9 protein-coding genes are annotated in these 11,902 nt (G+C 55.2%); 7 read left to right on the top strand and 2 right to left on the bottom strand.

Features of this window, described 5'->3' with window-relative positions; all coding sequences use genetic code 11:
• Window positions 1-41 precede the first annotated feature (41 nt).
• From relA to eno, 4 genes are all read left to right on the top strand, one after another.
• Window positions 42-2,273, top strand: coding sequence for a GTP diphosphokinase (gene relA / locus KGP25_RS19285; RefSeq protein ID WP_008499628.1), 2,232 nt, complete (start codon window positions 42-44; stop codon window positions 2,271-2,273).
• A 66-nt stretch (window positions 2,274-2,339) separates the two neighbouring features.
• Entirely contained in the window at window positions 2,340-3,131 is a 792-nt protein-coding gene (gene mazG, locus KGP25_RS19280; RefSeq protein ID WP_196365339.1) for a nucleoside triphosphate pyrophosphohydrolase, read from the top strand.
• Window positions 3,132-3,354: 223 nt separating this feature from the next.
• On the top strand, window positions 3,355-4,992 hold the full coding sequence (gene pyrG / locus KGP25_RS19275) for a glutamine hydrolyzing CTP synthase (RefSeq protein WP_032648095.1): 1,638 nt from the start codon (window positions 3,355-3,357) through the stop codon (window positions 4,990-4,992).
• 82 nt (window positions 4,993-5,074) lie between these two features.
• A complete protein-coding gene (eno, locus tag KGP25_RS19270; RefSeq protein ID WP_024909267.1) occupies window positions 5,075-6,373 on the top strand; it encodes a phosphopyruvate hydratase in 1,299 nt (432 codons plus the stop codon).
• A 53-nt stretch (window positions 6,374-6,426) separates the two neighbouring features.
• On the opposite strand, the gene KGP25_RS19265 is transcribed toward eno, so the two are convergent.
• Both KGP25_RS19265 and KGP25_RS19260 read right to left on the bottom strand, forming a co-directional pair.
• Window positions 6,427-7,536, bottom strand: a complete 1,110-nt coding sequence (locus KGP25_RS19265) for an SDR family oxidoreductase (RefSeq protein WP_223539497.1) — start codon at window positions 7,534-7,536, stop codon at window positions 6,427-6,429.
• 358 nt (window positions 7,537-7,894) lie between these two features.
• Window positions 7,895-8,719: a MurR/RpiR family transcriptional regulator gene (locus tag KGP25_RS19260; RefSeq protein WP_048224648.1), complete on the bottom strand. Its 825-nt coding sequence runs from the start codon at window positions 8,717-8,719 to the stop codon at window positions 7,895-7,897.
• Window positions 8,720-8,884: 165 nt separating this feature from the next.
• Here KGP25_RS19260 and KGP25_RS19255 point away from each other — a divergent pair, with 165 nt between their 5' ends.
• The 3 genes from KGP25_RS19255 to queE all read left to right on the top strand — a co-directional run bounded on the left by KGP25_RS19255 (window position 8,885) and on the right by queE (window position 11,877).
• Window positions 8,885-10,444, top strand: a complete 1,560-nt coding sequence (locus KGP25_RS19255) for a PTS transporter subunit EIIC (RefSeq protein WP_223539496.1) — start codon at window positions 8,885-8,887, stop codon at window positions 10,442-10,444.
• The gene (locus KGP25_RS19250; protein WP_048224643.1) at window positions 10,444-11,133 is read left to right on the top strand and encodes an N-acetylmannosamine-6-phosphate 2-epimerase; all 690 of its coding nucleotides are present in this window, start codon (window positions 10,444-10,446) and stop codon (window positions 11,131-11,133) included. Before KGP25_RS19255 ends, KGP25_RS19250 begins: the two co-directional genes overlap by 1 nt.
• A gap of 72 nt (window positions 11,134-11,205) precedes the next feature.
• Entirely contained in the window at window positions 11,206-11,877 is a 672-nt protein-coding gene (gene queE, locus KGP25_RS19245) for a 7-carboxy-7-deazaguanine synthase QueE (protein ID WP_021241905.1), read from the top strand.
• Window positions 11,878-11,902: the final 25 nt, after the last annotated feature.

Below are 11,902 nucleotides of genomic sequence, written 5' to 3'. Positions count from 1 at the left end.
TTGTCGACTTCGACAGGCCCTGGTCCCTAAAGGAGAGGACAATGGTTGCGGTAAGAAGTGCACATCTCAATAAAGCTGGGGAGTTTGACCCACAAAAATGGATCGCAAGTCTGGGAATTTCCAGCCAGCAGTCGTGTGAACGCTTAACCGAAACCTGGGCCTATTGTCTGCGCACCACGCAGGGGCATCCCGACGCCGATCTTCTCCTGTGGCGCGGCGTGGAGATGGTTGAAATCCTGTCCATGCTGAACATGGACATCGAAACGCTGCAGGCCGCGCTACTGTTCCCACTCGCGGATGCGGACGTTGTCAGCGAAGACGTGCTGCGCGACAGCGTCGGGAAATCCGTCGTCGCGCTGATCCACGGCGTACGCGATATGGCGGCTATCCGCCAGCTTAAAGCCGCGCACACCGATTCCGTCTCCTCAGAGCAGGTCGATAACGTTCGCCGGATGCTGCTGGCCATGGTGGATGATTTCCGCTGCGTGGTCATCAAGCTGGCCGAGCGTATTGCCCACCTGCGAGAGGTGAAGGATGCGCCGGAAGACGAGCGCGTGCTTGCCGCCAAAGAGTGTACAAACATCTATGCGCCGCTGGCGAACCGCTTAGGGATTGGTCAGCTGAAATGGGAACTGGAAGATTACTGCTTCCGCTATTTACACCCGGCGGAATATAAACGGATTGCCAAACTCCTGCACGAGCGCCGTATCGATCGCGAGCACTATATCGAGGAGTTTGTCGGCGGCCTGCGTCAGGCGATGAAAGAAGAGAACGTGCGCGCCGAAGTCTACGGTCGACCAAAACACATCTACAGCATCTGGCGCAAAATGCAGAAGAAACACCTCGCCTTTGACGAGCTGTTTGACGTGCGCGCCGTGCGTATCGTGGCGGAGCGTCTGCAGGACTGCTACGCCGCGCTGGGGATAGTACACACTCACTTCCGTCATCTGCCGGATGAGTTCGATGACTATGTCGCCAACCCCAAACCGAACGGCTATCAGTCTATTCATACCGTGGTGCTTGGCCCGGGCGGTAAAACGGTCGAGATTCAGATCCGCACCAAACAGATGCATGAAGATGCCGAACTGGGCGTTGCCGCGCACTGGAAATACAAAGAAGGCACGTCCGGCGGGGCGCGTTCAGGCCACGAAGACCGCATTGCCTGGCTGCGTAAGCTGATTGCGTGGCAGGAAGAGATGGCCGATTCCGGCGAGATGCTCGACGAAGTGCGCAGCCAGGTCTTTGACGATCGGGTGTATGTCTTTACGCCGAAAGGGGACGTTGTTGACCTGCCGGCCGGCTCTACGCCGCTCGATTTTGCCTACCACATCCATAGCGATGTGGGGCACCGCTGCATCGGGGCGAAAATTGGCGGGCGTATCGTACCGTTCACCTATCAGCTGCAGATGGGTGACCAGATTGAAATCATTACCCAGAAGCAGCCGAACCCGAGCCGGGACTGGCTTAACCCGAACCTGGGGTATGTCACCACCAGCCGCGGACGCTCGAAAATTCACGCCTGGTTCCGTAAACAGGATCGTGACAAGAATATCCTTGCCGGTCGTCAGATCCTCGACGACGAGCTGGAGCATATCGGAATCAGCCTGAAAGAGGCGGAGAAATTCCTGCTGCCGCGCTACAACTTCAACGAGCTTGATGAGCTGTTAGCGGCCATTGGCGGCGGTGATATTCGTCTGAATCAGATGGTGAATTTCCTGCAGGCGCAGTTCAATAAGCCAAGCGCGGAAGAGCAGGACGCGGCGGCGCTGAAGCAACTGCAGCAGAAAACCTACGCGCCGCAGCAGCGCAGCAAGGACAACGGCCGCGTGGTGGTCGAAGGTGTCGGTAACCTGATGCACCACATCGCCCGCTGCTGCCAGCCAATCCCAGGGGATGATATCGTCGGCTTTATCACCCAGGGGCGCGGAATTTCGATTCACCGTTCCGACTGCGACCAGCTTGCCGAGCTGCAGTCCCATGCGCCGGAGCGCATCGTGGAAGCGGTCTGGGGGGAAAGCTATTCCGCTGGCTACTCGCTGGTAGTGCGTGTTACCGCCAACGACCGCAGCGGCCTGCTGCGCGACATTACGACTATTCTCGCCAACGAGAAGGTCAACGTGCTGGGCGTCGCCAGCCGCAGCGATACCCGCGAGCAGCTTGCCACCATCGATATGACCATCGAAATCTACAACCTGCAGGTGCTGGGCCGCGTGCTCGGCAAGCTGAACCAGGTGCCGGATGTGATTGACGCGCGTCGTCTGCACGGCGGCTAAACATCCTCTTCCGTAGGCCGGGTAAGGCAACGCCGCCACCCGGCATTTTTTCATCAGGACAGAACTATGACTCAAATCGACCGCCTGCTCGGCATCATGAAGCGCCTGCGCGACCCGGAAAACGGCTGCCCGTGGGACAAAGAGCAGACTTTCGCCACCATCGCCCCGTACACCCTTGAAGAGACCTACGAGGTGCTGGACGCCATTTCCCGTGAAGATTTTGACGACCTGCGCGGCGAGCTGGGCGATCTGCTGTTCCAGGTGGTGTTCTACGCGCAGATGGCGCAGGAAGAAGGGCGCTTTAACTTTGACGATATTTGCGCTGCCATCAGCGACAAGCTTGAGCGCCGTCATCCCCATATTTTTGGTGACGCCACCGCAGGAAACAGCACCGAAGTGCTGGCCCGCTGGGAGCAGATCAAAAGCGCAGAGCGGGCAGAAAAATCCCAGCACTCCGCGCTGGATGATATCCCGCTGAGCCTGCCCGCGCTGATGCGCGCGCACAAAATCCAGAAACGCTGCTCCGCGGTGGGGTTTGACTGGACCTCCCTCGGCCCGGTGTTGGATAAAGTGCACGAAGAGATAGATGAGGTCATGCACGAAGCGCAGCAGGCGGTGGTGGATGAAGCAAAGCTTGAGGAAGAGATGGGCGATCTGCTGTTTGCGACCGTCAACCTTTCTCGCCACCTGGGTGTAAAAGCGGAAACGGCACTGCAAAAAGCCAACCTGAAATTCGAACGCCGCTTTCGCGAAGTAGAGCGGATTGTCGCCTCGCGAGGCCTGGAAATGAGCGGTATTGACCTCGACGCGATGGAAGAAGTCTGGCAGGAAGTAAAGCGCCAGGAAACTGATCTCTAACGAAATTTTGCGATCAAGCGCAATTTGTGTGATTTTTTAAATGACAAGCGCTTGATTTGCGTCAAAAACATTTACCCAAAAGGGGCTATTTTCTCACTCCTTATGTTTGTCATGGCCTGGAATGGAGACGGAGAATGAAAGTTTGTGGCGCTCGCCGTGTTCGGGTATACTACTTTCCCGTCCTGGTTATTCCATCGTTTCACCCTAACTTCTCAGGTTCAGCATGACAACGAACTATATTTTTGTGACCGGCGGGGTCGTATCCTCTCTGGGTAAAGGCATTGCCGCAGCCTCCCTCGCAGCCATTCTTGAAGCCCGTGGCCTCAATGTGACCATGATGAAACTGGATCCGTACATCAACGTCGATCCGGGCACCATGAGCCCAATCCAACACGGGGAAGTGTTCGTTACTGAAGACGGCGCTGAAACCGATCTGGATCTTGGCCACTACGAGCGTTTCATCCGCACCAAAATGACCCGTCGTAACAACTTCACGACCGGCCGCATTTACTCCGACGTTCTGCGTAAAGAGCGCCGTGGTGATTATCTGGGTGCCACCGTTCAGGTTATCCCGCACATCACTAACGCCATCAAAGAACGCATTGTTGCGGGTGGCGAAGGCCACGACGTGGTGCTGGTTGAAATCGGCGGTACCGTGGGTGATATCGAATCCCTGCCATTCCTGGAAGCGATTCGTCAGCTGGCGGTAGACATTGGCCGTGAACACGCGCTGTTCATGCACCTGACGCTGGTGCCGTACATGGCCGCTGCAGGTGAAGTGAAAACCAAACCGACTCAGCACTCAGTTAAAGAGCTGCTCTCCATTGGTATTCAGCCAGACATCCTGGTTTGCCGTTCCGATCGTGCGGTGCCGGCGAACGAACGTGCGAAAATTGCATTGTTCTGTAACGTGCCTGAAAAAGCCGTTATTTCAATGAAAGATGTCGATTCCATTTATAAAATCCCGGGCCTGTTGAAATCTCAGGGCCTGGACGATTATATTTGTAAACGATTCAGCTTGAACTGTCCGGAAGCCAACCTGTCTGAATGGGAACAGGTTATTTACGAAGAAGCCAATCCGGCAGGCGAAGTGACTATCGGTATGGTCGGCAAGTACATTGAGCTGCCGGATGCCTACAAGTCCGTGATCGAAGCGCTGAAACACGGTGGTCTGAAGAACCGTGTCTCCGTGAACATCAAGCTGATTGATTCGCAGGATGTTGAAACGCGTGGCGTTGAAATCCTGAAAGATCTGGATGCTATTCTTATCCCTGGCGGCTTCGGCTACCGTGGTGTAGAAGGCAAGATCGCCACCGCGCGCTATGCGCGTGAAAACAATATTCCATACCTCGGCATCTGTCTGGGTATGCAGGTTGCGCTGATCGAATTTGCGCGCAACGTAGCGGGAATGGAAAACGCGAACTCTACGGAATTTGTGCCAGACTGTAAGTACCCTGTTGTGGCGCTTATCACCGAATGGCGTGACGAAGAAGGTAACGTCGAAGTCCGTACCGAGAAGAGCGATCTGGGTGGCACCATGCGTCTTGGCGCACAGGCCTGCCAGCTGACTGACGATAGCGTGGTTCGCAAGCTGTATGGCGAGCCGGTCATCACCGAGCGCCATCGTCACCGCTATGAAGTCAACAACATGTTGTTGAAACCTATTGAAGCCGCGGGCCTGCGTGTTGCGGGACGCTCCGGGGATGATCAGTTAGTCGAGATCATTGAAGTGCCAAACCATCCGTGGTTTGTCGCCTGCCAGTTCCACCCGGAATTTACTTCAACGCCACGTGACGGGCATCCGCTGTTTGCAGGCTTTGTGAAGGCCGCCAGCGACTACCAGAAGCGTCAGGCGAAGTAAAAAAAGTTAGAACGGCAACGCGTACCTTTGGTACGCGTTGTTTGTCTGGAGTTTTAGTTTAACTTGTACTGAGGAAAATCTAATGTCCAAAATCGTTAAAGTCATCGGTCGTGAAATCATCGACTCCCGTGGTAACCCGACCGTTGAAGCCGAAGTTCACCTGGAAGGTGGTTTCGTTGGTATGGCTGCTGCTCCATCAGGTGCTTCTACCGGTTCCCGCGAAGCGCTGGAACTGCGCGATGGCGACAAATCTCGCTTCCTGGGTAAAGGCGTACTGAAAGCGGTTGGCGCTGTAAACGGTCCTATTGCTCAGGCAATCATTGGCAAAGACGCCAAAGACCAGGCTGGCATCGACAAGATCATGATCGATCTGGACGGTACTGAAAACAAATCTAACTTCGGTGCGAACGCAATCCTGGCTGTTTCTCTGGCAAACGCCAAAGCGGCTGCGGCTGCGAAAGGTATGCCACTGTTCGAGCACATCGCTGAACTGAACGGCACCCCAGGCAAATACTCCATGCCTGTACCAATGATGAACATCATCAACGGTGGTGAGCACGCAGACAACAACGTTGATATTCAGGAATTCATGATTCAGCCAGTTGGCGCGAAATCCCTGAAAGAAGCGGTACGTATGGGTTCTGAAGTGTTCCACAACCTGGCTAAAGTTCTGAAAGCTAAAGGCATGAACACGGCTGTTGGTGACGAAGGTGGCTATGCGCCAAACCTGGGTTCTAACGCAGAAGCACTGGCTGTTATCGCAGAAGCAGTAAAAGCTGCAGGCTACGAGCTGGGCAAAGACATCACCCTGGCGATGGACTGTGCAGCATCTGAATTCTACAAAGACGGTAAATACGTTCTGGCTGGCGAAGGCAACAAAGCGTTCACCTCCGAAGAGTTCACTCACTTCCTGGAAGACCTGACCAAACAGTACCCAATCGTGTCTATCGAAGACGGTCTGGACGAGTCTGACTGGGCTGGCTTCGCATACCAGACTAAAGTACTGGGCGACAAAATCCAGCTGGTGGGTGACGACCTGTTCGTAACCAACACCAAGATCCTGAAAGAAGGTATCGAGAAAGGCATCGTTAACTCCATCCTGATCAAATTCAACCAGATCGGTTCCCTGACCGAAACGCTGGCTGCGATCAAAATGGCGAAAGACGCTGGCTACACCGCGGTTATCTCTCACCGTTCTGGCGAAACTGAAGACGCTACCATTGCTGACCTGGCTGTGGGTACCGCTGCAGGCCAGATCAAAACCGGTTCTATGAGCCGTTCTGACCGTGTTGCTAAATACAACCAGCTGATTCGTATCGAAGAAGCGCTGGGCGAAAAAGCACCATACAACGGTCGTAAAGAGATCAAAGGCCAGGCATAATCGCCTAAGCCTTAAAATGAAAATGCCAGTCGAATGACTGGCATTTTTTTTGGCTATTTAAAATCGACCGCCATTTGCTCCGGAATCGTCAGCCCCTGGGTGGTTTGCACGCAGCGGGCGATGTAATCCGTAAACCGGGGTGGCTTCGGCATCCCCATGCTCAGCAGCTTATCGTTGCTGAAGCGCACGTTTAGCGTGGCAAACGCACCGTATAACCGCATGGCTTTCAGCATCAGACGCTCGTTGCACGGCCCAAAAATATGTTTCAACTCGCGGCGCATTCTGACCAGCGTTTCGTAGCTGACCTGAGCATATTTATCCCCGACGGGGGCTTTCTCCAGCGCCTGCGCCATCGCCTGATCGATATCCGCAAAGCGAACGCTGTTCTCTTCACCGGCAGAAATGTGTACCACTTCCCCCGGACGCGCGTTGCTGTTCAGCAGCATTAACAGCGCGTCGGCGCAATAATCCACCGGAACAACGTCGATCCTGTCTTCCATGGAGCACATAAACTTCTGCAGCATCAGGCCCATGCTAAAGACCCAGAAAATGCTACTCGACGGCGTGCAGCCGTGGCGGGTATGGCCGACAACGATGGACGGACGCGCGATGAGCAGCGGCAGGTTCGGACACTTCTGGCGCATCAGCTGTTCGATGGTTGACTTCGAATAAGTGTATTCCACCAGGTGTTCAGCATTCTCTCTGAATTCGGCGCTTTCGGCGACCAGGGAATCCTGCTCCGGCGTGCATGACATTGCCGTACCCACGTGGAGGAAACGCTGCAGTCCTGAGACTTGCTCCATACGGCGCGCCAGCGCCAGCGTTCCTTCAACGTTGACCTTCCAGATGAGCGGGTTGTTACCAAATGAGGCGACAGCCGCACAGTTCACGACATGAGTGACCCGATCCAGACGGGTATCGTTCAGGAAGGCTTCAGGCTGGCTGAGGTCGCCAATCAGGATATTATCCACATTCAGAGAGTCCAGTTTGTCCTCAGGAACGTTGAACTTGCGCATGTTCTCCAGCACGCGCTCCAGCCCGCTCTGCGGATCGCTGGCACGCGCGAGCAAAAGCAGTTTTACGGGTTGATCGCTGGTGAGTATTTTTTCCAGTACTGCACCGCCCAGAAATCCGGTCACGCCTGTAATCAATAACATCTTCATTAATACCGTCTCATTATGATTGATGAGGCGGATTGTAGGCGGGCAAAAGTAAACGGCATTTAAATAATAAAACGCCGAAATCAATGGCGTCTTAAGCTTATTTTAAGGAAAGAAAATCAGGTGGAGATATTGGACATTACAGGTTGGGTAAAAATTCAATTTATTAAAATTAATATTTTAAGGTGTTGATTTTAATGTTTTTTATGGCTTGGCCACCAGGTGGTTAGCTTAATTCAAAATGTAATAAATATAATACTTTGTTACACCAAACATTTACCGGATAAATGATTTAAACGCCCCTTAACGTAAATCAGACGACACAAGACGCAGGCTGTTTTATTTAGCCTGCGAATGATTTTCAGAGTAAAAGGGGAAGCGTGGCGCTGGCTGTTTGCTGGCTAACGTCGCCGTAATGACCATCCAGCGCAATCAGGGACGTAGTCAGCAGCTCGACCAGCAGCATGACCCCAACCTTAGCATTGAGCGCGCCCGCGCTAAGCGGCCCCTCTGGCTTGGCGGCCACCAGCTGCATGTCGCTCAGGGACGCCAGCGGGCTGCGGGGCGTATTGCTGAGAGCCAGTACCTTAACGCCACGTTTGCGGGCAAGCTTCACCACGTGGAGTAAATCCCGCGTTGAACCCGAGCTGGAGATAGCCACCACCAGGGTCTCTTTTGAAAGCGTTGTCGCATTCATGGCCGCGCGGTGCATATCGCTAAACAGCTGTGCGGGTTTCCCCAGACGCAACAGCTTGTAGTGGAGATACTCCCCGAGGATCGCGCTGGCCGCAACGCCATAAATCTGCACCGACTGCGCCTGATGCAGCGCCAGCGCGGCCTTTTCAAGCAGCGTGCGGTCAAGAAGCCTGGCGGTATCCTGCAATGCCTGCACCGACTCATCCACCACGTTATCAATCTCATCCCCCGCCTGACGCGCGGGCTGGCCCTGCTGAATATCCAGCGCAAGCGCCATTTTAAATTCGTTATAGCCCTTGCAGCCCAGCGTCCGGCAAAGACGCGTGACGCTGGCCTCGCTGGTGTGGCTCTCGCGCGCCAGCTCGGTGATCGTCAGGTAGAGCACCCGGGCTGGATCGCTGAGGACAAACTCACCGAGTTTTTGTTGTGTTGGGCTGTACCCGGAAGCCTCCTGGCGTAGCTTCAGCAGCAGGTTTTCATGGTCTGACATGCTCGATCCTTAATGCGTTTCTCTGCGACTAGTGTGGCGGAAAGCGGGGGAAAGATGCCAGTCATTTTGAAAAAGTATGATCGTCGTCCTGGTTCTTGATGATAATTTTCACTATTAAATATTTATATGGTAAAAATTTTCATCGTTTAATGAGGGGATGAAAAAATGATGCAAATATTCAGTGGGGCTTCTTCAGGAGGATGGTTTGAAAAAGCGCAGCGCTTTGGCAAATCCTTTATGTTGCCGATTGCCGTGTTGCCTGCGGCGGGTCTGCTGCTGGGGATAGGCGGCGCGCTATCGAATCCCAACACGCTGGCAGCCTATCCGTTTTTAGACGTGAGCTGGCTGCAGGCCATTTTCACCATCATGAGCAGCGCAGGCTCCATCGTGTTTGCGAACCTCTCGGTGCTGTTTGCCGTTGGGGTGGCCGTCGGGCTGGCAAAAAGCGATAAGGGCACGGCGGGTCTGGCGGCGTTACTCGCGTTTCTGGTGATGAATGCCACCATCAACGCGCTGCTGATCCTCACCGGCAAACTGGCGCATGAGAACCCGGGGGCCGTGGGGCAGGGCATGACGCTGGGTATTCAGACGCTGGAAACCGGCGTGTTTGGCGGCGTGGTGATTGGACTGGTGACCTGCGCGCTACATCATCGGTTTAATAAAATTGCGCTTCCGCAGTTCCTGGGCTTTTTTGGCGGCTCGCGCTTTGTTCCTATTATCAGCTCGCTGGCGGCGATACTCGTCGGTGCGCTCATGACCGTGGTCTGGCCGCATTTCCAGAAGCTGATTTTTGGTCTGGGCGGGCTGGTGGATGCGACCGGCTATCTGGGCACCCTGCTGTACGGCTTTATTCTTCGCATGCTGGGCCCGTTCGGTCTGCACCACATCTTCTATCTGCCTTTCTGGACCACCGCGCTTGGCGGGAGTGAAATCGTCAACGGACACCTCGTGGAAGGCACGCAGCGGATCTTCTTCGCTCAGCTGGCTGACCAGAACACGCAACATTTCTATGAGGGAACGTCACGCTTCATGTCCGGGCGCTTTATTACGATGATGTTTGGCCTGCTCGGGGCGTGCCTGGCGATGTACCACACGGCAAAACCCGAGAACAAAAAACGCGTTGCCGGACTGCTGCTTTCTGCGGCGTTAACCTCGTTCCTGACGGGGATTACCGAGCCTATCGAATTCTCGTTCCTGTTTATTGCGCCGGTGCTCTACGTCATCCATGCGCTGTTTGACGGGCTGGCATTCATGCTCGCGCACATGCTGCATATCACCATCGGGCAAACCTTCTCCGGCGGTTTCATCGACTTCGTGCTGTTCGGCATTTTGCAGGGAGAGGCCAAAACCAACTGGATGTTCGTTCCGCTGGTCGGCGTACCGTGGTTCTTCCTGTACTACTTTACCTTCCGCTATCTGATTAACCGCTTTGATTTCGCGACGCCAGGTCGGGAAAAGGAGGCGATGGCTGACGAAGTCAGTCTGCCGCAAAACGAACGCGCTGCTGCGGTGATCGCCGGATTAGGCGGAAAAGACAATCTCGACGAGGTGGACTGCTGCGCCACGCGTCTTCGCGTGACGGTTAAAGACGGCAGCAAAGTGAATGACGCGGCGCTGAAAGCCACCGGGGCGCGCGGCGTTATCGTGCGCGGCAACGGCGTTCAGGTCATCTATGGCCCGCACGTCACGATTATCAAAAACGAAGTGGAAGAGATCTTATCGTAATGAAAACTGTACTGGATACCCTGAAGGGAAAACTGGTCGTCTCCTGTCAGGCGCTGGAAAATGAACCGCTGCACAGCCCGTTTATTATGTCGAGAATGGCGCTGGCGGCGGCACAGGGCGGGGCCGCGGCTATTCGCGCCAACAGCGTGGCGGATATTGAGGCCATTAAGCAGCAGGTGTCTTTGCCGGTCATCGGCATCATCAAACGGGATTATCCCGAAAGTGAGGTGTTTATCACCGCGACAATGAAAGAGGTGGATGAGCTCATGAGCGTCTCGCCGGACATCATTGCGCTTGATGCGACGGCGCGGGAACGTCCCGGCGGCGAATCTCTGGAAACACTGGTCTCGCGCATCCGCTCACGCTATCCCGCGGTGCTGCTGATGGCGGATATCTCCTCCGTGGACGAAGCCGTGACGGCGCAGGCACTGGGCTTCGACTGCGTCGGCACCACGCTATACGGCTACACGGCGGAAACCGCGGGCCATACATTGCCTGACAACGACTGCGCGTTCCTGAAAGCGGTGCTGGCGGCCGTGACGGTGCCCGTGGTTGCCGAAGGCAACGTGGATACGCCTGAACGTGCGGCCAGATGCCTGGCGCTGGGCGCGCATACGGTGGTGGTCGGCGGCGCGATCACCCGTCCACAGCAAATCACGGAACGGTTCATGGCGGCGATTGGCGCGTAAAGCACCGATGGAGCATGACCATCCGGCGGGGATCTGCGATACTTATCGTTTATCCCCTTTACTGAGATGACTATGCAGTACCCGATTAACGAGATGTTCCAGACCCTGCAAGGCGAGGGTTACTTTACCGGCGTTCCCGCTATTTTCATTCGTTTACAGGGATGCCCGGTTGGCTGTGCCTGGTGTGACACCAAACATACGTGGGATAAGCTCGCAGATCGGGAAGTGTCGCTGTTTAGCATTCTGGCGAAAACCAAAGAGAGCGATAAGTGGGGCGCGGGCAGTGCCGAAGATCTGCTGGCCATTATTGGCCGTCAGGGCTGGACGGCCCGTCACGTCGTGATCACCGGCGGTGAACCCTGCATCCACGATCTGACCCCGCTGACCGAGCTGCTCGAAAAGAACGGCTACAGCTGCCAGATCGAAACCAGCGGCACCCATGAAGTGCGCTGCTCGCACACCACCTGGGTGACGGTATCGCCAAAAGTGAATATGCGCGGCGGGTACGACGTGCTGTCTCAGGCGCTGGAGCGCGCGGATGAGATTAAGCACCCGGTAGGGCGCGTGCGAGATATCGAAGCGCTGGATGAACTGCTGGCCACCCTGACGGATGAAAAGCAGCGGGTGATTGCCCTGCAGCCTATCAGCCAGAAAGACGATGCAACGCGCCTGTGCATTGAAACCTGTATTGCGCGCAACTGGCGCCTGTCGATGCAGACGCACAAATATCTGAATATTGCCTGAAAAAAAGCCCGGTGGCGCGAACGCT

The sequence above is a fragment of the Enterobacter sp. JBIWA003 genome (assembly GCF_019968825.1).
In the GTDB taxonomy this organism is placed as follows: Bacteria; Pseudomonadota; Gammaproteobacteria; order Enterobacterales; family Enterobacteriaceae; genus Enterobacter; species Enterobacter quasiroggenkampii.
Note: the sequence above shows the minus strand (reverse complement) of the source record. Positions and strands in the feature narration are given on the sequence as shown.

Coding starts and splice junctions, on each gene's coding strand:
- pyrG (WP_032648095.1), top strand. CDS start 3,355: ATGACAACGAACTATATTTTTGTGACCGGCGGGGTCGTATCCTCTCTG.
- KGP25_RS19255 (WP_223539496.1), top strand. CDS start 8,885: ATGATGCAAATATTCAGTGGGGCTTCTTCAGGAGGATGGTTTGAAAAA.
- KGP25_RS19260 (WP_048224648.1), bottom strand. CDS start 8,719: ATGTCAGACCATGAAAACCTGCTGCTGAAGCTACGCCAGGAGGCTTCC.
- mazG (WP_196365339.1), top strand. CDS start 2,340: ATGACTCAAATCGACCGCCTGCTCGGCATCATGAAGCGCCTGCGCGAC.
- eno (WP_024909267.1), top strand. CDS start 5,075: ATGTCCAAAATCGTTAAAGTCATCGGTCGTGAAATCATCGACTCCCGT.
- queE (WP_021241905.1), top strand. CDS start 11,206: ATGCAGTACCCGATTAACGAGATGTTCCAGACCCTGCAAGGCGAGGGT.
- KGP25_RS19250 (WP_048224643.1), top strand. CDS start 10,444: ATGAAAACTGTACTGGATACCCTGAAGGGAAAACTGGTCGTCTCCTGT.
- KGP25_RS19265 (WP_223539497.1), bottom strand. CDS start 7,536: ATGAAGATGTTATTGATTACAGGCGTGACCGGATTTCTGGGCGGTGCA.
- relA (WP_008499628.1), top strand. CDS start 42: ATGGTTGCGGTAAGAAGTGCACATCTCAATAAAGCTGGGGAGTTTGAC.